This window comes from Betaproteobacteria bacterium (genome assembly GCA_016709965.1).
GTDB lineage: Bacteria > Pseudomonadota > Gammaproteobacteria > Burkholderiales > Rhodocyclaceae > Azonexus > Azonexus amarohabitans.
The window spans coordinates 45,776-66,802 of sequence record JADJLT010000004.1 but is presented as its reverse complement, the minus strand read 5'-3'; the positions used below and the strand labels follow the sequence as shown (position 1 = coordinate 66,802).

The following is a 21,027-nucleotide window of genomic DNA, read 5'->3' as shown; positions in this document are numbered from 1 at the left end:
GGACAGTTGCTGCGGTCAACCGGAAAATTTGGCCAAAAACGAAATCTGCTTTTCCCGTCAGCCACCCCGCACGTCACTCGCCTACGGCTTTGGCGTCCTCGCCTGCCGACGCACGGCTGCCGACATCGCGATGCTTCCCTGACCGGCGAAGGCTTCGAGGTTGGTTTCGATATCTTCCGGGCTGTACAGATAATTGACCATCAGCCCGAATGATTGGCGGAACCCCTTGGCGGACGCGTCACCCAGAAAATTGAGCCGCTCGACTCGCGCCCCGTTACCAAGATGGAAACGTGACACCGGATCAGCCGGCGGCCCGCTCTCGCCGCCGCCCTGCTTGGCGGTGGCCAGATAACGGGCGCCAAGTCGTGACAACGGGTCGTTCAATTTGCGGACCAGCTTCTTGTCGCTCGCCCAGGTGCCGGCCGAGAGTTCATCCAGCGGCAACTCGATTCCGGAATCGGCCAATACCTGCGGATTCCTGCGAATCCACGCAGACAGACCGGGCATCGGTGACAACGTGGCGAACTGGGCAAGTTTCGGAAAATCGCGCTTGAGGTCGTCAATGACGCGCTTGAGCAGAAAATTGCCGAAGGACACCCCACGCAGACCGACCTGTGTGTTGGAGATCGAATAGAAAATCGCCGTATCGGCCTTGCGATGATCGAAAACCGGCGCATGTTCATCGAGCAGGCTCTGGACGTTACCGGCCAGATGATCAGTCAGCGCCACTTCGACAAAAATCAGCGGTTCGGCCGGCATGCGCGGGTGAAAGAATCCGTAGAGCCGGCGGTCGGAATCCAGCCGGTTCTTGAGGTCGGCCCAGGATCGGATCTCATGCACCGCCTCGTATTCGATCAGCTTTTCAAGCAAGGCCGCCGGGGAGTTCCAGGTAATCCGCTGCAATTCCAGAAAGCCGACATCGAACCAAGCCGAGAGGCGCGATTCCAGTTCGCGATCCAGCACCGCTAGTTCGCGGTCATTCTCCAGGTAACGCAACAGATCGGCGCGCAGGTCGACCAGAAACTTGACACCCTGCGGGATGGCGTTGAACTGCGTGAGTATGCGGGTACGCGACGAACGCATCGCCATGCGCATGGCCGCCTCGGCATTCCACTGCTCCGGCGTGCTCACGGCCTTCTGGTAGGCCGCATGCGCCTTCGCCACGCGGGCGGGATCGGGGCCGAATTCCACCGCGATCAATTTCAGGAAGCGATATCGCCCGTCCTCATTCAGCTGCAGATAGGTTTCAGCCAGTCGCGCCGCCCGACCGCGGGCCGACACTTCGCCGCCCTGCCCGTCGGCGCATTCGCGCAGCTGCACGCGCAGTTGTTCCAGCGTGCGCGTCGTGAGGCCATGGCGCTCGGTATTGGGACCGATGATCGACCGCAATGTATCAACAAGACCTTTCGCAACCATAACTCACCTCCTGCCTTTATTTTGCCCTAAAGAAGCTGCATGGGATCAAGTTCAGTCATGCTGCCCAGGTATTTCGGCGGGGCTTTCTGGCAGTAAGCAGTGACCGCCACCAGCGCAATTCGGCTTGCTGCGGTCGACCGGAAAAAATGGCCAAAATTGAAATTTCTTCAAGGCAGCGAACGATGCCAGCGCATCTCGCCACTAGCCAGATGAAAGTCAGCCACGGCACTCAGTTCGCCACCGATCAGTGATGGCGAATAGCTCATCAGGCTGACCCGCTCGATTTGGCAATGCGATGGCTCACCCGCCACATATTGGCCAAAGCGTGCCGCAATGTTCGTCACCGGCCATGCATCAGCATACAACCCGACCGTCACGTGCGGCACATAACGGCCAAGCAGGCGATGCCGGCCATCGACCGCGAGGCAATTGCGCACCGCCGCAATCCGCCCGGCAAAATCAGCCACTTGCAAAAACGGCGCCGATGAAAAGCTGGCCAAGCCACCGATGATGATCTCGAAAGCTGGCACTTGCGCCGCGCGCAAGGCAGAACACTGGCGATCAATCATCTCTTTGCTAAACTCGTCGTCACCCGCAGGTGCGTGTGACGGAAAGCCGCACAGCTCAAGCGTTACATGCGGCTGCCGCGAATAGCTGTCGAGCAACAGACCACTCAGATGATCGCCAGCCCGCTTTACCTGCGCCCGAACCGCCGGAAAATCGACATCGAGCGCCCAGAAAACATAGGGTGAGCGGCCCCGATGCCATTCCGGAAAATCGCGGCAAACGTTGCGCAAGGTATGCGCGCCTTCAATCAGGCTCAGCCCGTCACTCATGTGATTCCCCGTGCAATGGAAATTCGCCGATGATCCGGTATTCGCTACCGGTCGCCGTCAGCTGCGAGCGAACCAGCACGAAACGGGAGCACGGCCAGCGCAACTCACCCATCGGCAGCGGACAAAGATCAGACGCCCCCGCCCCCTCCGGCACCCGGCGAACCAGCGAAACATGTGGTGAAAATACGCCTGCCGTCCGCCCGGCCTTGAAGCCAGCGGCGCTCAGCATCTCGCGCAAATCGACGGCCAGCTGAGCCAGAAGGCCAGGTGGCGCCGAACAACCTGCCCACAAAAGATGGTTGCGCACCCAAAAATCGAGCCGATCAATAGTCAGAGTAAAGCCTGCTGCCCGGATGCCAGCAGCGCTAACCGCCAGTTCAGCCAAACGCGACTCGGGCACATTGCCGAGAAAGGCGAGCGTCAGATGAATGCTGTCCGGCCGGGTGGCCCGACCGCCAAATCGGGCAGCGGCGTCGCGAGCAACCCGTCCCAGCTGATCCGCCAGCGCCGCGGTTGGCCAGAGGGCAAAGAAAACCCTCGCCGTAGCCGGCTTGACGGCATTTTGCTGGCGACCTTCAGTCGGCGTTTTCGGAATCGCGTTAATTTGACCACCCTATCTCAGTGCTGTTGCCCAGTCGAAATTATCCGCTTGTCAGCCTTTGTCGCGCAGTTGTGTGCTGCCGTCACTCTCCAACAGGCTTGGGAAAATCTTTCAAGCAGCATCGTCCCGAAGGATTATGGGTATCGCATGCGCACAAACCTGCCTTGGTCTGGGCTATGACGAAATCCTTGGTTGCTGGATCGGCCAGAAAATCGCCTTTTGTGACACCGAAGCAGTAGCACAGGAGACTATCGTTCGATAAATCCTTGATGCCAACTCGAGTTCTTAATTGTGACCTGAAAATGATTGAACCGTTGTCACCGAAGTAAACAACATCACACGCAGGGTCATCGCAGAAAAAATAGCGATGGGCGGATGGTTGCCAATGCCAAGCATCATGGATGTGGTGCGAAATAGTTCGCGCTGACACTTCCGAGCATTCGTTGCCATTCACTGGGCAACACTGTTTTTTCAGCTGCGTGTTTTCACAGGCGGATGCGGAGCAGCAATGACTCATGGGCTGTTTTGCTAGTCAGCCGACACGTTCCACCAGCACGACGGCCTGCGCTTCGATGGCTTCTTCACGCCCCAGGTAGCCCAGACGTTCGTTGGTCTTGCCTTTGATATTGACGCAATCGACCGGGATGCCGAGGTCGGCTGCGACATTGACGACCATGGCGGCGGCGTGCGGCGCCAGCTTGGGTTGCTGGGCGATCAGGGTGGCGTCGACATTGACCGGTCGCCAGCCTTTTTCGGCCAGCAAGGCCACCGCGCCACGCAGCAATACCCGACTGTCGGCGCCCTTGTAGCGGGGGTCGGTATCGGGAAAATGGCGGCCGATGTCGCCCAGCGCAACGGCGCCGAGCAGCGCATCGGTAATCGCGTGGAGCAGCGCGTCGGCATCGGAATGACCGAGCAGACCGGTTGGATGCGGGATTTCGACACCGCCGAGAATCAGCTTTCTGCCCTCGACCAGCTTGTGCACATCGTAGCCCTGCCCGACGCGGAAATTCATTTGCGTGCCCTCAGGATCATGGCGGCCAAGGCAAGATCGGCCGGATAGGTGACTTTCAGATTGGTCGAATCGGCGCGCACCAGTTTTGGCTTGAGGCCGAGCGCTTCGATGGCACCGGCTTCGTCGGTCACGGAATTTTCATTTTTGAGCGCTTTTTCCAGTTGACCGTAGCGGAACATCTGCGGCGTCTGCGCTTGCCACAAACCATCGCGCGGCTCGGTGGCGGCGACGCGTTGCTCGCCATCGGCCCGTTTGAGCGTATCGGCGACCGGCACGGCAAGGATGCCGCCGACCGGGTCGTTGGCCAGTTCGGCAAACAGGGCTTCGAGCATGGCGGCCGACAGGCATGGCCGGGCGGCGTCGTGCACCAGAATCCAGTCGTCGTCTGCAGCGACCATGGACGCTGCCCGCAAGCCGTTGGTCACACTCTCAGCACGCGTAGCGCCACCACAACGCACGGTTTCGAGCTTCGAGCCGAGGGCACTCCAGTCATATTGCGGCCACCAAGGGTCGTCCGGTGCCAGCACGACCCAGACGCGTTCGATAGCCGGGCAGGCGGTCAGGGCGGCCAGTGCATGAAATATCAGGGGGCGACCGAGCAGTTCGAGATACTGTTTGGGCTTCTCGGCACCGAAGCGGGAACCGCTGCCGGCAGCGGGAACGATTGCGTAATGGCGTGGCATGGCTTAATTTTACTTAAGAACGCAGACAAAAGAGGAATCGCATGAGCTTCGTCGTTCCCGAACTGGCTGTGCCTGTCGAGGCATTTTCGACGGCGCTCGGTATCGGCCTGCTCATCGGCATGGAACGCGAACGGCGTCCGGACGCCGCCGCCGGCTTGCGCACCTTTGCCCTGGTGGCGATGCTCGGTTGCCTGTTTGCGCTGCTTGGCGAAAAAACAGGCGGACCCTGGCTACTGGTGGCCGGGCTGCTCGTCACCTCGGGGAGCATGGTTGCCTCGAATTTTTCTGCCCAGCAGGAAGAGCAATATCGCGGCTTCACGTCGGAGGCCGCCATCATAATCACCTACGGTCTGGGTGCGGCCGTCTGGTTCGGCTACGCGACGCTGGCGGTCATGCTCGCCATCACAACGACCGTGCTGCTTTATTTCAAGGCGGAACTTCGCCAGTTCAGCGAGAGCACCACGCCGAAGGATATCAACTCCATCCTGCAATTCGCTGTGCTGTCGCTGGTCATTCTGCCCATTCTGCCGAGCGAGGATTTCGGCCCCTACAACGCCATCAATCCACGGCAGATCTGGTACATGGTGGTGCTGATTTCCGGCCTCGCGCTGGCTGGTTACCTTGCATTGCGTATTGTCGGCACCCGCTACGGTGCTGCGCTGCTTGGCATTTTCGGCGGCTTGGCCTCGTCCACCGCCACCACCATGATGTTTTCCCGGCACGCCCGCGCCCACGCCGACCTCGTTCGCATGTCGGCCATCGTCATCCTGATCGCCAACGTCATGGTGATGATCCGTATCGGCATCATCGCCAGCATCGTCGCGCCATCCCTGATCCTGCCCATCGTCACCGTTTTCGCCTGCGGTATCGTGCCCGGCATCGCCTTGACAGCCTATAGCTGGCGCGCCCTGGCCAGTGCTGGTGCCTTGCCGATGCCGGAAGTCAGCAACCCGACCGAATTGAAGACCGCCATCTCTTTCGGCCTGCTCTATGCCTTCGTGCTGCTGGCCTCTGCCTGGTTGCAGGATATCGCCGGCAATAGCGGCCTGTTCATCGTTGCGGTGGTATCCGGCCTGACCGATGCTGATGCAAGCGTATTGTCCACCTTGCATCTGTTCAATCTGGAAAAACTGGCCGGAGGCGATGCCGTCATCGCTGTAACCCTGGCCCTGGCGGCCAACCTGATCTTCAAGATCGGGCTGGTGCTCAGTATCGGTGGCAGCAAGCTGGCCCGCCACGCCCTGCCCGGCCTGCTCGGCATCGGCGTCGGCATGGCTGCCGGATTGATGCTCATTTAAGGAGTAGACCATGATCAATACCCGCCCTCCTGCCGTTGCCGGCATGTTCTACCCTGCGGACGCCGGCGAGCTGTCTGCAACCATCGACCAACTGCTCGCCAATACACAAAACGACACAGTTGCCCAACCGAAGGCCCTGATCGTGCCTCACGCCGGCTACGTCTATTCCGGCTCGACAGCGGCCATCGCCTACGCCACGCTTAAGCCGTGGGCCAAGCTTATCCACCGCGTCATCCTGCTCGGGCCGACGCACCGGGTGGCAGTCAACGGCATCGCCCTCCCCGAAGCCGAGGCATTTTCGACGCCGCTCGGCACCATCCGGCTCGACGCACCGGGCATTGCCGCCATCGCCAACCTGCCGCAAATCGTTTTCAGCGACAAGGTGCATGCCTTTGAACACTCGATCGAGGTACACCTGCCCTTCCTGCAGCGCGTGCTCGAACAATTCACGCTGGTCCCGCTTGCGGTTGGCGAAGCGACGGCCGAAGCCGTGGCAGAAGTGCTCGATAAGTTATGGGATGGCCCGGAAATACTGATCGTCGTCAGTTCAGACCTGTCGCATTTCCTGCCCTACGGGACTGCGCAACAGGTTGACCGCGACACCTGTCAGCACATCCTTCAACTCGACTGCCACATCCGTCCAGAGCAGGCCTGTGGTGCCTTTCCGATCAATGGCCTGCTGCTCGCAGCCCGCCAGCGCGGCCTGACTCCCACGCTGCTCAGCATGTGCAATTCCGGCGATACCGCGGGCGACCGAAACCGGGTGGTCGGCTATGCCTCCTTCAGTTTTCCGGTGGTGGGCCATGCCTGATATTGGAGAGACCCTGCTGGCATTGGCCCGCAATGCCATCAACGCCCGGTTGGGACAACCGACAAAGGCATACGCGGATCGCCCGGAACTGCACGAAAAAGGCGCCACCTTTGTCACCTTGACCCAGCATGGCAACCTGCGTGGTTGCATTGGCAGCCTGGAAGCCTGGCGGCCAGTGCTCAAGGACGTGCATGAAAACGCCCTCGCCGCCGCCTTCCGTGACCCTCGTTTCAAGCCTTTGAATGCTGAAGAGTTGCCGAACACCCGCGTCGAAGTTTCACTGCTAACCCCGGCTGAAGCAATGTCATTCACCAGCGAAGCTGATGCCCTGGCCCAGCTCAGGCCGGAAATCGATGGCGTCATTTTCACCGCAGGAAATCACCGATCCACCTTTCTGCCGCAGGTCTGGGAACAATTACCCGATCCGGTCAGTTTCATGGCTCACCTGAAACAAAAATCCGGCCTGCCAGCCAATTACTGGGGGCCGGACGTCCATCTTGAGCGTTATCAGGTTCAAAAATGGAAGGAAAATTCATGTTGACCGCCGAATCCCTCCACCCCGCCCGCTGGTGGCACGCCCTGCCCGACGGCCGCGTGCAATGCGATCTCTGCCCGCGTGACTGCCAGTTGCACGAAGGCCAGCGCGGCGCCTGCTTTGTCCGCCAGATGGTCAATGGCGCCATGCAACTGACGACCTATGGCCGCTCATCCGGCTTCTGCATCGACCCCATCGAGAAAAAGCCGCTCAACCATTTTTATCCCGGCAGCAGCATCCTTTCCTTCGGCACGGCTGGCTGTAACCTCGCCTGCAAGTTCTGCCAGAACTGGGATATATCAAAATCGAAGGACATGGACCGCCTGATGGACAGCGCCAGCCCGCAGGATATCGCACGGGCCGCAAGAGATTACGGCGCGGATGCAGTGGCCTACACCTATAACGACCCGGTCATCTTTGCCGAATACGCCATCGACACAGCACTCGCCTGCCGCGAATTGGGCATCCGCAATGTGGCAGTCACTGCCGGCTATATCCACCCGGAGCCGGCCCGTGAATTCTTCGCGGTCATGGATGCGGCCAACGTGGACCTCAAGGCCTTCACCGACAATTTCTATCACAAGCTCTGTGTCGCCCGCCTGCAGCCTGTACTCGACACCTTGGCCTACATCCACCACGAAACCGAGTGCTGGCTGGAAATCACGACATTACTAATCCCCGGCCAGAATGACAGCCCTCAGGAAATCAACGAACTGGCTACCTGGGTAGCCAAAGAACTCGGGCCGGACGTGCCCTTGCATTTCTCGGCGTTCCATCCCGACTGGAAGATGAGCGACATTCCGCCCACCCCGCCGGCCAGCCTGACACAAGCCCGTCGCATCGCGCTTGATGCAGGCTTGCACTACGTTTTCACCGGCAACGTTCACGACAGCGAAGGCGGCACCACCTTCTGCCCGAATTGCCATGCCGCGCTGATTGTTCGCGACTGGTACGATATTCGGCGCTACGACCTGAGCGCCGAAGGGCATTGTCCACATTGCCAAACGGCCATCGCCGGTCATTTTGGCAAAACACTCGGCCGTGACGGCAGTGCCTTCGGCCCCTTCCGTATTCCCGTCCAGCTATCCCGATGAATCGCCATATCACGCTGCAAACCCCGCATGGATCGCTGCATGGCCAGCTTGAATGCCCGGGCACCCCACGCGGGCTGCTTCTGATTGTCCGATCGCATCACACCGAAGCTGACATCAGCATCGCTGCGAATTGTTTTGATAGTGGTTACGCGACTTTCACGATGGAACTACTGACGGCCCAGGAAATGCAGTTTGTTGACGCCACGCAAAACGTCCCGCGCCTCACCACACGCCTGATCGATATCCTTGATCTGATTCGCAGCGATGGCGACATGCAGACACTCACGCTCGCCATCTTCACCAGTGGCGATGTCGCCCCGGCTGCCATCCGCGCCACCGCCCAGCGCGATACGCAAGTCAAAGCACTGGTCTGCCACGGCGGCCTGATTGACCGTGCCGGCGCTCAGGCGCTCGACTTGCTGGTCGCACCCTTGCTCATGCTCTTCGACATTGACGACAGTTTTGGCCAGACCGCCTGCCAGCGAGCCGACTCGCATCTACTTGGCATGCATGAAATGTACTTGTTGGCACCTGGCGAAGACCTTGCTCAGCATCTGACAATGTGGCTCTCGCGGCACCTTGAACACTGAGCATGACAATGATGGCTGCGTGTATTTTTATTCATTCATGGTAATCGCTGACATCCCGACTAGACTGAATATACCCACACTAAAAACAAGGAGACTCCGATGTCATTCTTTGACGCCCCGATTAGCCGCTGCGAAGCGGTACGCGAAATGGTCCTGACAGATCAGACTCAAGGTCAATGCGCCCGGGAACATGACTGCCCGCCCGGTTTCAAATGCCCGCTTTGTGGCTACTTCGTTGAGGCCAGTGAACCCGAAAAAGCCCCGGCTGGTAACACCTCAAAGAAAGCCAGGCAGACCGCTTAAACCCGGCAATCATCAGTGACTGGTGGTTCCCTTGCCTGCAGCACCCTGCTGCGGGTGGGAGAACCACTGCTCGCCGCTATTGAAGTCGAGGTTGAACACACGACGTTCGATGTTGATGCGTCTTTCACCGATGCCGGACGGCGGCCCAAGATCGACATGACGCCGTTGCTCACGCTTGCGGCGCTCGTTGTTCAAATTTGAGTCCATATTCATTTCTTGCCTTCGTCATCAGCCGGTGCGGTAGAGACACCGGTTGACGACTCACGGTTCCTTGAAATTATTTGACGCTGAAAAGCAGCGAAATGCCTGACCCATACGACAAACGGAATTTCCGAAACGATCGTTTGCCGCCTGTCGTCCGTGCGCCGCTCCCTTATGCCTGACGGCGGTCGACCAGACGCCGTGCGTCGTTCTCGACCAGCTCGTTTCTCACTAACGATGGACATCATTCATTTTGAAACACCCAATAACTTTAGTCCGGCGGCATCATATCACCTCGGCATACGCCTTCGGCATTTTACCTGATAAGCCAGGGCAGCCTGACAAGCGGAAAACGTGTACTGGCAGAAAATGAAAAACCGGGTTACCCCGGCTTTTCATTTTTCCCTGTTTTTTCCGGTTGACCGTAGCATCCACCAAGCAATCGATCCGTACTCAAACGCCAACCCGCCGCCGGGCAATGACACCCATCAAGCCGAGTCCAGCCAGGAACATCGCGTAGGTTTCCGGTTCGGGAACCATTGCAGCCTGCGGACCGGCAAGCCCTTGAGAGAAAAGCGCTGCGACAGCCGAAACTGACCCTTTGCCTGAGAGCAGGTCGTAAGATGCTGTTCCCGACGGAACGAATTTTCCAGTCTTGTCCTGCGCCCAATACTCCAGCTTCACCTTGTCGTAAGTAAAACCGCCATCGAGTTCAATGGGGCCGCCACTGCTTCCGGAATAATCAAGGAAGGTCAAAAAAACGTTATCAAAGGTCATGCGGAAATAGGTTTGCGGATTCTGTCCTGTGGCAACAAAATCCACGACAGCGTTTTTGATTGCCTTTCCGCTGACCGCGCTATTGAACAACCCCGTCACGCTGTTATCCAGCGTCTGAGTCCACGAAAAATCACTGAAGACAGGTTTGCCGCCACCACCACCGCCACCAATCGGCGAGCGTGCAATGGATACACCCCAGTCGAAGGAATTGAACTCAATGGCCTTTTCATGGCCTTTAACCACGCTACTACCATTGATGCCATCGAATTTAAGAAAATAATCGTTCGCTGCTGTCGCTGGCAGGCTAGTGCCAAACAGCGCCAGACATGAAAAAAGGGGAAGGAGTTTGCTGCGTGAGAATTGAGCGACTTTCATGAGATCTCCGGATTTGCTGGATGAAATACCTGGAAAGGAAAGGAAACAAACGAAACATGACGGCCAACCCGCTGGCATAGTTTAGTCACATTGTCATCGTAATCTGGATGACATCCTGTTTAAACAAATATTTTTCGAAAAAGTTCGCGACGCGAAAAAGTTATAATCCGTCCCCCGCCATGCCGTACAGCGCACCAGTGCCGAACTCAATCCACCTGCTTTCCTTCCCCCCCTTACCCAAGCCTGGCGCCCGCATCGATCTACCATCGCTGGCCGGGTCTTCCGACGCCTTGGCACTGGCCGAAATCGCCGGTCGCAACACCGGAAAACTGCTCGCTGTCATCACCGCCAGTGCCGCCGATGCCCAACGCCTGCTCGATGAAATCCCCTGGTTCGCCCCGAATCTGCGCGTCCGTCAGTTGCCAGACTGGGAAACGCTGCCTTACGACCATTTTTCACCGCATCAGGATCTTGTTTCAGAGCGCCTCGCAACCTTGTGGTCCACCTTGCAGGGCCAGGTCGATATCCTGCTCGTACCTGCCTCGACCGCGGTCAACCGGCTGGCGCCGCCGGAATTCATGGCCGCCTACACCTTCGAGTTCAAGAAGGTGCAGAAGCTGGATGCCGAGAAATTCCGCAGCCAGGTCACGCTGGCCGGCTACGCGCATGTGACGCAGGTCGTTTCGCCCGGCGAATACTCGATCCGCGGCGGGCTGATCGACCTCTTCCCGATGGGCTCGCAACTGCCCTACCGCCTTGACCTGTTCGATGACGAGATCGAAAGCATCAAGACCTTTGACGTGGACACCCAGCGCACGGTTTACCCGGTGCCCGAAGTCCGCCTCTTGCCGGCACGCGAATTCCCGATGGACGACAAGGGTCGCACGCATTTCCGTCAGGCTTTCCGCGAGCGTTTCGAGGGCGACCCGGCCAAATCGGGCATCTACAAGGACATTTCCACCGGCATTGCCAGCGCTGGTATCGAGTACTACCTGCCGCTGTTCTTTGACGAAATGGCCAGCATCTTCGACTACCTGCCGAAGGACGCCATTTTCGCCACTCATGGTGACGCGCCGGGCGCCATCGCCGCCTTCTGGAGCGACACCCGCTCGCGCTACAACATGCTGCAGGGCGACAAGTCCCGACCACTGCTGCCGCCGGAAGAATTGTTCCTGACTGACGAAGCCTTCTTCACTGCAGCCAAATCCTACGGTCGACTGGGATTTTTGGCCAAAAATGAAAACTCTTCCGGAAAACTGCCCAATATTGCCGTTGACCGTAGAAGCGACGACCCGATTGGCGCGCTGAAAACCTATCTCGCAAGCTTCCCCGGCCGTGTGCTGCTGGTCGCCGAAACCGCTGGCCGACGGGAAACACTGGCTGCCATGTTCGCCGAACACGGCCTGAAACCGGAGACCAGCGCCGATCTGGCCGGTTTCCTGACTGGCGACAGCAAGGTCGCCCTCGGTATTGGCCCGCTGCATGCCGGTTTCGCGCTGGACAAGCTCACCTTCATCACCGAAACCGAACTATTCGCCGGGTCGCCGCGCCGCACGCGACGCGAATCCCAGAAAAAAGCCACCTTCGACAACTGGCTGAAGGATCTGGCCGAACTCAAGGTCGGCGACCCCGTCGTCCATGAAAGCCACGGCATTGGCCGTTACCTCGGCCTGGTGCGCATGGACCTCGGCCTCGGCGAGCAGGAATTCCTCGAACTGCACTACGCCAACGAAGCCAAGCTCTTCGTACCGGTCGCCCAGTTGCACGTCATCTCCCGCTATTCCGGCGCCGACCCGGAAAGTGCGCCGTTGCATACCCTCGGCTCCGGACAGTGGGAAAAGGCCAAGCGCAAGGCTGCCGAACAGGCGCACGACACCGCGGCCGAACTGCTGGCACTGTATGCTGCCCGCGCTGCCCGCGAGGGCCATGCCTTTGCATTTGAGGAAAACGACTACGAAGCTTTCGCCGACGGTTTTGGCTTCGAGGAAACCAACGACCAGGCAACGGCCATTGCCGCCGTCATCGAAGACATGCGCTCCGGCAAGCCGATGGATCGTCTGGTGTGCGGTGACGTCGGCTTCGGCAAGACCGAAGTCGCCCTGCGCGCCGCCTTCTGCGCGGTGGCCGGCGGCAAGCAGGTGGCCGTGCTGTGCCCGACCACCCTGCTTTGTGAACAGCATTACCAGACCTTCGCTGACCGCTTCGCCGACTGGCCAGTCAAGATCGCCGAAATCTCCCGTTTCAAGACCGCCAAGGAATCGGCGCAAGCGTTGAAAGATCTGGCTGACGGCAAGATCGACATCATCATTGGCACGCACAAGCTGATCGGCAAGGACGTCAAGTTCAATCGCCTCGGCCTGGTGGTCATTGATGAGGAGCACCGTTTCGGCGTTCGCCAGAAGGAAACATTGAAAGCCATGCGCGCAGAGGTCGATGTCCTGACCCTGACCGCCACGCCCATCCCACGCACACTGGCAATGAGCATGGAAGGCCTGCGCGACTTCTCGGTGATCGCCACCGCACCGCAGAAACGCCTGGCCATCAAGACCTTCGTCAGCAATTTCTCCGACGGCATCATCCGCGAAGCCGTGCTGCGCGAACTGAAGCGCGGCGGCCAGGTTTACTTCCTGCACAACGAAGTCGACACCATCGAAAACATGCAGGAAAAATTGGCCAAGCTGGTGCCCGAAGCCCGTATCGTCATTGGCCACGGCCAGATGAATGAGCGCGAGCTGGAGCGAGTCATGCGCGACTTCACCGGCCAGCGCGCCAATGTGCTGCTGTGCACGACCATTATCGAAACCGGCATCGACAACCCGCACGCCAACACCATCCTGATCAACCGCTCCGAAAAGTTCGGCCTCGCCCAGTTGCATCAGCTACGCGGCCGCGTCGGCCGTTCGCACCACCAGGCCTACGCCTACTTGCTGGTGCAGGACGAAAAGGCCCTGACCAAGCAGGCCCGAATGCGCCTGGAAGCCATTCAGGCCATGGAGGAACTGGGTTCCGGCTTCTTCCTCGCCATGCACGATCTGGAAATCCGCGGCGCTGGCGAAGTGCTTGGCGATAACCAGTCCGGCGAAATGCAGGAAGTCGGCTTCAACATGTACGCCGACATGCTTAATCGCGCCGTCGCGGCGCTCAAGCAGGGCAAACACCTGGCTGCCGTCGATCTGACCCAGCCGCTTGGTATCGGCACCGAAATCAACCTGCGTACGCCCGCCCTACTACCCGACGGCTATTGCCCCGATGTCCACGAGCGCCTGACGCTCTACAAGCGCCTGGCCAATGGCGAAAGCGCCGACGACATCGACGCCCTGCAGGAAGAACTGATCGACCGCTTCGGCGAGTTGCCGCTGCAAGCGCAATCCCTGCTCGCCACCCACCGCCTCCGCCTGCTGGTCAAACCGCTGTGCATCCAGAAGCTGGACGCCACCAATGACCAGATCACGCTGCAGTTCAGCCCCGAGTTCGCCAAGAACCCGCCTATCGAACCGATTAAGATCATTAATTTGATTCAGAAAAACCGCAGCTTTAAATTAGCAGGACAGGATAAAATTTCCCTTCTCCGCCACTGCCCGACCCTGAACGACAAGGTTGCCGCAGTAAAAGACATGATTCGCCAGCTGACAAACTAATATGACGACCCAAAACATTGAAAACGTAAACGTTACGGCCTTCGACACGATGCCAACGCCGGAAGAGATTCACGCCCGGCTGCCCATCTCCGACAAGGCTGCCCGAACAGTTACCCACGGTCGCAACCTGCTGCGCAAGATTCTGGATCGCAAGGATCATCGCCTGTTTGTCGTCGTCGGACCCTGCTCCATCCACGACCCGGTCGCCGGCCTGGATTACGCCCGCCGACTAAAGAAACTGTCCGATGAAGTCGGCGATACGCTGCAGATCATCATGCGCGTTTATTTCGAAAAGCCGCGCACCACCGTCGGCTGGAAGGGTTACATCAACGACCCGTTTATGGACGACAGCTTCCGCATCGACATCGGCATGCAAAAGGCTCGCGAATTTCTGCTGCAAGTGGCTGAAATCGGCCTGCCCACTGGCACCGAAGCGCTCGACCCGAATGCACCGCAATACTACGGCGACCTCATTACCTGGACCGCCATCGGCGCCCGCACGACCGAATCGCAGACCCACCGTGAAATGTCTTCCGGCCTGTCCACGCCGGTCGGCTTCAAGAACGGCACCAGCGGCGATCTCAGCGTAGCGGTTAACGCCATCCTCTCTGCTTCCAAGCCGCACTCATTCCTCGGCCTGACCGAGCAGGGCCGCGTCGCCATCGTCCGCACCAAGGGCAACGGCTATGGCCACATCGTACTGCGTGGTGGCGATGGCCGTCCGAACTACGACACCGTCTCAGTCGCTATGGTCGAACAGGCGCTGACCAAGGCCAAGTTGCCGCATAACATCGTCGTCGATTGCTCGCACGCCAACAGCTTCAAGAAGCCGGAGCTGCAACCGCTGGTCATGGCCGACATCGTCAATCAGGTCCGCCTCGGCAACAAGTCGCTGCTCGGCGTGATGATCGAATCCAACATCGAAGCCGGCAACCAGTCCATCCCGGCTGACCTCTCGCAACTGAAATACGGCTGCTCGGTCACCGATGGCTGCGTCGATTGGGACACCACGGAAAAGATGATCCGCGACGCCGCCATCCTGCTGCGCGACATTTTGCCGGAACGGCTGGCCTGACCCCTTGGACTCATGCAGAGATTGCTGCGGTCAACGCGGATTATTGGCCAAAATCAACAATCGGAATTCCTTCTTGAGCTGATGCATCGACAACGCGGTGAAATAGCGGCCTAAAACAACAGGGGCTGGAACATATGATGAAAACTATTCAAATTCAAGTTCCTGATATTCCGCATGGTCATGGTCTTTCATTCAAGAAAGGTGTGGCTGATGGGCTACTTGATAGTCGAGAACACGAGCAAGCGCCCCACAATACGCATGCAGCCAGTTATACGCGGGGGCTACATGTTGGTGCTGAACTCAAGCGAGAGATCGCCAAGCTTGTAAAGGCATAACCCTTGAGCAATATGGGTTAGTCCCTATTCATTTGCCAAGCATAAAAAAGCAGGGTCTAACCTCTATTTTTTTGCCGCCTATATATGTCTGAATGGACAATATGAAACACTTAACTATAATTTTAATTGCGTTTTTATTTGGAACAAATTGTTTGGCCGAACTTGTTCCGATAAATGATGATGATCAAGGAACCCTATATGCCGAAAGATCAACAATAAATAAAATTGGATATCGGGCAACTATGACAGATGTTCTAGATTACAAAACGACACGAACATTCGATGGCCACCAACATCTTTCAATGGCAATAAAAGCAGAATATGACTGTGAGAAAAATAAACGACGAATGTTGCAAATTGCAATCTTCAAACTGCCTCTAGCACGGGGAAGCCCTATGCTTCAGTCTGATGCCTCAAGCGAGTGGGAAGTCATAAACGCAAATACCTTTGAGGCCAAACTGGCAAGCTTTGCGTGCAATCAACGAAAACAAAAAAAAGAAATAATACAAGACGATAAAATCAAAACGATATTTATAGATCGAAACTCAATTCGAGCCGACGGGCATCTTGCATCTATCTGGGTAAATACCAATTACAAATCTACTCAATATTTGAATGAAAAGCCATACCGATCGGGAAGGTATCTGAACGAATTTGACTGCCAAGGTGACTCGATGCACATTCTGCAAATGTCACTGCACTCGAAATTAAACACTTCTGGTGACACCATGTTTTTTGATCAAACACCCACTACTTGGCAGCGAGTCCCACCGGACACAATAGCCACGAAGATACTAGAAATAGTATGCGATAAACTATAATAAAAATTAATATTTTTATTATAGCAATCCATATTCATTTCTAGGGTTTTCCAGATCATGCTACGGTCAACCGGAAATTTTGCTCAAGAACGAAATAATGCATGCTTGAGCTAATCAGCAACGCGATCCGCGAACAGTTCCAGAATCAGGTCGTCGCTGGCGGTCTGGTGCTGGGCCTGATGGGGCTGATCCTCGCTTCGCTGCGCAATCTGCCGCTGACCTTGTGGAACTACGCCAAGCGGGCCGTCGTCGTCACCGCCGTGATCGACTCGCGCAACGATCTGTTCAATGCCTACATCGCCTGGCTGAATGAACTGCCCTACGGGCGCAACAGCCGGCTGTTCACCGTCATTCAGGGCAACAAGGAAGACCTTGAGGATGAAACGCCGGAGGGCCTGCCCCGCCTGCTCTACAGCCCGGCGCCGGGTTTTCATCTGTTCTGGTATGGCGGCCGGCCGATGTGGATCGAGCGCGACATCTCGATGAACCTGCAGGTCATCGAGACGGTCAAGATCAGCGCCCTGTTTGCCTCGCGCCGCCTGCTCGAGCAAATGCTCGAAGACGTCATGCGCCGCGCCTATGCGCGCCTGGCCGACCATACGATGATTTATTCGATCGATCGCTGGGGTGAATCGTGGAATCTGGCCGACTCGCGGCCGCGCCGGCAGATCAACTCGGTCATTCTTGAAGGCGAGACAGCGCAGCAACTGATCAGCGACGTCCAGGAGTTTTTCCAGCGTCGGCAGTGGTACGCCGACCTCGGCATTCCCTGGCGCCGCGGCTACCTGCTCTACGGTCCGCCGGGTACCGGCAAGACCAGCTTCGCCTACGCACTGGCTGGCGAACAGCATCTCAAGCTGTGCGCGGTGTCGCTAACCAACCCGAAGCTGAACGACCAGAGCATTGCCGACTTGCTGCAAAAAACCCCGCCGCGCTCGCTGATCCTGATCGAAGACATCGACGCTTTCTTCGTCGCCCGAGACAAGCAGGATAACCGTATCGAAGTCAGCTTCAGCGGCCTGCTCAATGCCATTGATGGCGTCGCGGCCCAGGAAGGCCGCATCGTTTTTCTGACCACCAACCATATCGAAAAACTGGACCGCGCGCTGATTCGTCCTGGCCGTATCGACATGACGGTCGAACTGAGCAATGCCACCGGCCAGCAGTTGCGTACCATGTTCCTGCGTTTTTACCCCGACGCCACGCAGCTTGCCGACGAGGTCACCAGCCAATATCCAGAAAAAACCCTCAGTCCGGCCCGCATCCAGCAAAGCCTGCTGGAATCGGATGATGCCGAAAGCGCCGTCAGACTGATCAAGGAATCCATCGCAAAATGAATCTGATTATTCAGGGCGGCGCCCTTCCCACCTTTCTGCTCGAACGTATCGTTGCCGCGACCGGCGCCGCGGCGGTTGAACCTCGCCCACCGCAAGTCGTTCGACTGAACGATGCAAGTCGCACATTGGAATTCGACGCACTGATTCCAATGATCGAAGCCGAAAAACTTGACTGGGCTTTTGTCGAATCCGGTAAAAAACTGTCCGATTTCGGCCTGATCTGTTTCGACATGGATTCGACGCTGATTACCATCGAGTGCATTGACGAACTGGCCGATTTCGCCGGCAAGAAAGCAGAAGTATCGGCTGTCACCGAAGCGGCCATGCGTGGCGAAATTGATTACCGCGAAAGCCTGCGCCAGCGCCTGGCGCTGCTTGCTGGCCTGGATGCCCGTGTGCTGGCTCGCGTCTTCGGCGAACGCCTCCTACTGTCACCCGGCGCCCGCGAGCTGCTCGAAGCCTGCCAGAACGCCGGCCTGCGCACCGCCATTCTCTCGGGTGGCTTCACCTATTTCACCGAGCGCCTGCGCATCGAACTCGGTTTTGATTTCGCAACCTCGAATGAACTGGAGATTTCCGGTGGCAAGCTGACCGGCCGTGTTGTTGGCGACATTGTTGACGCCGCCGCAAAAGCACATCACATCGCCCGCCTGACCGATGAACTGGGTCTCAAGAAGGAGCAGGTCATCGCCTGCGGGGATGGCGCCAACGACCTGATGATGATGGCCCAGGCCGGGCTTTCGGTCGCTTTCCGCGCCAAGCCGGCGACTCGCGCCAAGGCGGACGTGGCCATCAATTTCGGCGGGCTGGATTCGCTGCTCAATATGTTCGACAGCGAATAAATCAGCAAAAATCTAGATTTCCGGGCTCCAGATGCCGGGTGGCGCAAGCTTTTTAAACGCTGCATTGGCCGACAGAAAAACTTCGCCGGTCAACTCGCGCCACAGCACTGATTTCTTCAGTCGGTCCTGGACCGGCCCCCTGACTTCGGCGAGGTGTAAGCGAATACCCCGCTCGGCAAGGTCCTGATTCAGTTCGGCAAAGACATCGACCGCGGTCGTATCCAGCAAGTTCACGCCGCTCATCACCAGCACAAGATCGTGTGGCGCGGCGATAAGCTCCAGCTCCTGGTTCAGGCGCTGCTCAACCGCACCCAGATTGCCGAAAAACAGACGCTCATCGATGCGCACGAAGAGTACGCCGGGCAACGTCTCCACCTCGTAGCGAGCAACGTTGCGGAAGTGCTCCGTCCCCGGCACTCGGCCGACGACAGCAATATGCGGCGTACTGACGCGATACAGCAAGGTCGCCATCGAGAGCACGATACCCATGCCTATCCCCGCCTCCAGTCCGAACACCAGTACGCCGCCCGCTGTGCATAGAAGAGCCAAGGCATCGGCACGGTCATAGGCCCAGGCCTGGCGCAAGGCACGAAAATCGATCATCGACAGCGCTGCCATGGTGATGCTGGCGGCCAGCACGGCCAGCGGCAGGCGCTCGAACCACTGCGCAGCGCCAGCGACCACGCCGATCATGGCCAGCGCTGAAACCAGACTGGCCAGCGGCGTCTGAGCGCCAGCCGCAACGTTAATCGCCGAGCGCGACAGACCACCACCGACCGGCATGCCTCCATAAAAAGAGGCCACCACATTGGCGGCACCCAGGCCGACCAATTCTGCATTGGCGTCAATCCGCTCGCGCCGCTTGATAGCCAATGCCTGCGCCATGGTGATGCTCTGCACCATGCCGATCAGCATCATGACAAAAGCCGGCAGCATCAATCGGTGCATGGTATCGAGGCCGGGCATGAAGAAATTGAAACCGGGCAGACCCGAAACCACCGAGCCGACGACGGCAACACCATGCCCATGGTCAAGATCGAACTGGATCACGGCCAGCGTTCCGATGGCAACCACAACCAGCGGCATCAAGCGCACGATAAAAGCGGCCCGCCCTGCACCCAAGCCAGCCTTGACCAGCCAGCCAGCCAGGGCAAGTCGGACAATGGCTAAAACGCACAATGCCAGCAGCCCAATTATCAGCGTCGGCAGATGCACCTGTGGCAACTTGCGCATCAAGTCGAGCAGCATTTCGCCGCTACTGGCCCCGTGAGGGGCAACGCCGAGGAGGTATTTCATCTGGCTGATGATGATCAACACGGCAGATCCGGAGATAAAGCCGCTGATGACTGGCCGACTCAACAATTGCGACAGGAATCCGAGACGCAACACTCCGCAAGCCAGCAACATCACGCCGGATAGCAGCGAAACCACTGCCGCCAGCACGATATAGTCCGGCGAACCAGGTAGCGCCAGCGGGCTGAGCACCGAGTAGGTCATGATCGCCGTGATCGCAACCGGCCCGACCGCCTGGACCATGCTGCTACCCAACAGGGCGTAGGCAATGACCGGAAAAATGCTGACATACAGGCCGAGCTGCGGCGGCAGGCCGGCCAGTAGCGCATAGGCCAGGCTCTGAGGAATGACCAGAATGGTGACGATCAGCCCGGCCGAGACATCGGCACCCAGCTTTTCCTTGGGGTAATTTATCAGCCAATCAGGAATCAGTTTCGAAAGCATGCGTCTCGCCGCAGATTCAGGTTTTCCTGACCAACTGCCGGGCAAAAGCCACATCGTTTTTCGTCATCCGCGGCACGCTTTGAGGCCCTGTCCCGTTAACCAGGCGGACGAATTCATCAAGCGGTAGCGCTTCGGAGGCGTCCTTTTCACCAGCATCCAGCTTTTCTCGCAGGACAAACTTGCCATCACCAGTCATTACCATCAGATAGGTGCGACCTTCGCTACGCTGATTAAGACGGGCGACAGCGGCAGTGGCGCGGGTTGAGCGCATCTGCTTACTTGTATTTCTTGAAAACAGCTTTGGCGTCGAGATGGGCCCGATCCAGCGTACAAATCTTTGGATCATCATCGTGACCGGAAAAAAAGTCATCGGCCTGGGCGCGCATCACCATCTTGATCGCGGATTGATCGTCGATATCGTATTTTTCAGTGATCAGTGTGGTCACTTCGTCGAGATGTTCTTCGTAGGTCATTACGAGTCAAATTCAGTAGAAATATAGAGAGCTTCAACCTTTTCACGCGCCCAAAGCGTACGGCGCAGAAATTTCAGGCTGGAAGCGACGCTCGGATCAAGATTGAAACAACGGATATCGATAATCTGGCCTAATTCAGCCCAGCCATATTGAGCGACCAGCCGATTGAGGATCGTCTCCAGCGTCAGGCCATGAAGCGGGTTGTTGGCTTGTTTTTCGGACATGTTATTGGTT

23 protein-coding genes are annotated in these 21,027 nt (G+C 57.9%); 11 read left to right on the top strand and 12 right to left on the bottom strand.

Features of this window, described 5'->3' with window-relative positions:
* Positions 1-81: 81 nt before the first annotated feature.
* The 6 genes from IPJ12_14005 to IPJ12_13980 form a co-directional block, all read right to left on the bottom strand.
* Positions 82-1,416, bottom strand: coding sequence for a malonyl-CoA decarboxylase (locus tag IPJ12_14005; protein MBK7648237.1), 1,335 nt, complete (start codon positions 1,414-1,416; stop codon positions 82-84).
* A gap of 167 nt (positions 1,417-1,583) precedes the next feature.
* Complete coding sequence (locus IPJ12_14000; protein MBK7648236.1) at positions 1,584-2,252, bottom strand: 2'-5' RNA ligase family protein; 669 nt, start codon at positions 2,250-2,252, stop codon at positions 1,584-1,586.
* A complete protein-coding gene (thpR, locus tag IPJ12_13995; GenBank protein MBK7648235.1) occupies positions 2,245-2,856 on the bottom strand; it encodes an RNA 2',3'-cyclic phosphodiesterase in 612 nt (203 codons plus the stop codon). Before thpR ends, IPJ12_14000 begins: the two co-directional genes overlap by 8 nt.
* A gap of 79 nt (positions 2,857-2,935) precedes the next feature.
* Complete coding sequence (locus IPJ12_13990) at positions 2,936-3,370, bottom strand: hypothetical protein (protein ID MBK7648234.1); 435 nt, start codon at positions 3,368-3,370, stop codon at positions 2,936-2,938.
* A 15-nt stretch (positions 3,371-3,385) separates the two neighbouring features.
* Complete coding sequence (locus tag IPJ12_13985; GenBank protein MBK7648233.1) at positions 3,386-3,868, bottom strand: 2-C-methyl-D-erythritol 2,4-cyclodiphosphate synthase; 483 nt, start codon at positions 3,866-3,868, stop codon at positions 3,386-3,388.
* The gene (locus IPJ12_13980; GenBank protein ID MBK7648232.1) at positions 3,865-4,551 is read right to left on the bottom strand and encodes a 2-C-methyl-D-erythritol 4-phosphate cytidylyltransferase; all 687 of its coding nucleotides are present in this window, start codon (positions 4,549-4,551) and stop codon (positions 3,865-3,867) included. The genes IPJ12_13985 and IPJ12_13980 overlap by 4 nt, the downstream gene beginning before the upstream one ends.
* Before the next feature lie 41 nt (positions 4,552-4,592).
* On the opposite strand from IPJ12_13980, the gene IPJ12_13975 reads away from it, so the two are divergent.
* The 5 genes from IPJ12_13975 to IPJ12_13955 are packed head-to-tail and all read left to right on the top strand — an operon-like array spanning position 4,593 to position 8,879.
* Entirely contained in the window at positions 4,593-5,849 is a 1,257-nt protein-coding gene (locus tag IPJ12_13975; GenBank protein ID MBK7648231.1) for an MgtC/SapB family protein, read from the top strand.
* Between the two features lie 10 nt (positions 5,850-5,859).
* Positions 5,860-6,660, top strand: a complete 801-nt coding sequence (gene amrB, locus IPJ12_13970; protein MBK7648230.1) for an AmmeMemoRadiSam system protein B — start codon at positions 5,860-5,862, stop codon at positions 6,658-6,660.
* On the top strand, positions 6,653-7,201 hold the full coding sequence (gene amrA / locus IPJ12_13965; GenBank protein ID MBK7648229.1) for an AmmeMemoRadiSam system protein A: 549 nt from the start codon (positions 6,653-6,655) through the stop codon (positions 7,199-7,201). The genes amrB and amrA overlap by 8 nt, the downstream gene beginning before the upstream one ends.
* Positions 7,195-8,289, top strand: a complete 1,095-nt coding sequence (gene amrS / locus IPJ12_13960; protein MBK7648228.1) for an AmmeMemoRadiSam system radical SAM enzyme — start codon at positions 7,195-7,197, stop codon at positions 8,287-8,289. Before amrA ends, amrS begins: the two co-directional genes overlap by 7 nt.
* Complete coding sequence (locus IPJ12_13955) at positions 8,286-8,879, top strand: hypothetical protein (GenBank protein ID MBK7648227.1); 594 nt, start codon at positions 8,286-8,288, stop codon at positions 8,877-8,879. Before amrS ends, IPJ12_13955 begins: the two co-directional genes overlap by 4 nt.
* 315 nt (positions 8,880-9,194) lie before the next feature.
* Here the strand turns inward: IPJ12_13955 and IPJ12_13950 are convergent, their stop codons facing one another.
* Together IPJ12_13950 and IPJ12_13945 are read right to left on the bottom strand one after the other, a co-directional pair.
* A complete protein-coding gene (locus IPJ12_13950) occupies positions 9,195-9,389 on the bottom strand; it encodes a hypothetical protein (GenBank protein MBK7648226.1) in 195 nt (64 codons plus the stop codon).
* Positions 9,390-9,836: 447 nt separating this feature from the next.
* Positions 9,837-10,613 (bottom strand): type VI secretion system tube protein Hcp, encoded by a 777-nt coding sequence (locus IPJ12_13945; GenBank protein ID MBK7648225.1) that lies wholly within the window; start codon positions 10,611-10,613, stop codon positions 9,837-9,839.
* A gap of 101 nt (positions 10,614-10,714) precedes the next feature.
* Here IPJ12_13945 and mfd point away from each other — a divergent pair, with 101 nt between their 5' ends.
* The 6 genes from mfd to serB all read left to right on the top strand — a co-directional run bounded on the left by mfd (position 10,715) and on the right by serB (position 18,583).
* On the top strand, positions 10,715-14,173 hold the full coding sequence (mfd, locus tag IPJ12_13940; protein ID MBK7648224.1) for a transcription-repair coupling factor: 3,459 nt from the start codon (positions 10,715-10,717) through the stop codon (positions 14,171-14,173).
* 1 nt (position 14,174) lies between these two features.
* Entirely contained in the window at positions 14,175-15,248 is a 1,074-nt protein-coding gene (locus tag IPJ12_13935; protein ID MBK7648223.1) for a 3-deoxy-7-phosphoheptulonate synthase, read from the top strand.
* Between the two features lie 137 nt (positions 15,249-15,385).
* Positions 15,386-15,583: a hypothetical protein gene (locus tag IPJ12_13930; GenBank protein MBK7648222.1), complete on the top strand. Its 198-nt coding sequence runs from the start codon at positions 15,386-15,388 to the stop codon at positions 15,581-15,583.
* A gap of 92 nt (positions 15,584-15,675) precedes the next feature.
* Positions 15,676-16,404 carry a hypothetical protein gene (locus IPJ12_13925; protein MBK7648221.1) on the top strand — a complete coding sequence of 243 codons (729 nt, stop codon included), beginning with the start codon at positions 15,676-15,678 and terminating at the stop codon, positions 16,402-16,404.
* Positions 16,405-16,505: 101 nt separating this feature from the next.
* Positions 16,506-17,741 (top strand): AAA family ATPase, encoded by a 1,236-nt coding sequence (locus tag IPJ12_13920; protein MBK7648220.1) that lies wholly within the window; start codon positions 16,506-16,508, stop codon positions 17,739-17,741.
* A complete protein-coding gene (serB, locus tag IPJ12_13915; protein ID MBK7648219.1) occupies positions 17,738-18,583 on the top strand; it encodes a phosphoserine phosphatase SerB in 846 nt (281 codons plus the stop codon). The genes IPJ12_13920 and serB overlap by 4 nt, the downstream gene beginning before the upstream one ends.
* A 12-nt stretch (positions 18,584-18,595) precedes the next feature.
* Here serB and sulP read toward each other — a convergent pair whose 3' ends face one another.
* From sulP to IPJ12_13895, 4 genes are read right to left on the bottom strand one after another with little or no spacing between them, the layout of a single operon-like run.
* The gene (gene sulP, locus IPJ12_13910) at positions 18,596-20,320 is read right to left on the bottom strand and encodes a sulfate permease (GenBank protein MBK7648218.1); all 1,725 of its coding nucleotides are present in this window, start codon (positions 20,318-20,320) and stop codon (positions 18,596-18,598) included.
* A 16-nt stretch (positions 20,321-20,336) separates the two neighbouring features.
* Positions 20,337-20,591: a hypothetical protein gene (locus IPJ12_13905; GenBank protein MBK7648217.1), complete on the bottom strand. Its 255-nt coding sequence runs from the start codon at positions 20,589-20,591 to the stop codon at positions 20,337-20,339.
* A 4-nt stretch (positions 20,592-20,595) separates the two neighbouring features.
* Positions 20,596-20,793 carry a hypothetical protein gene (locus IPJ12_13900; protein MBK7648216.1) on the bottom strand — a complete coding sequence of 66 codons (198 nt, stop codon included), beginning with the start codon at positions 20,791-20,793 and terminating at the stop codon, positions 20,596-20,598.
* The gene (locus IPJ12_13895) at positions 20,793-21,017 is read right to left on the bottom strand and encodes a DUF2132 domain-containing protein (protein ID MBK7648215.1); all 225 of its coding nucleotides are present in this window, start codon (positions 21,015-21,017) and stop codon (positions 20,793-20,795) included. The genes IPJ12_13900 and IPJ12_13895 overlap by 1 nt, the downstream gene beginning before the upstream one ends.
* Between the last annotated feature and the right edge of the window lie 10 nt (positions 21,018-21,027).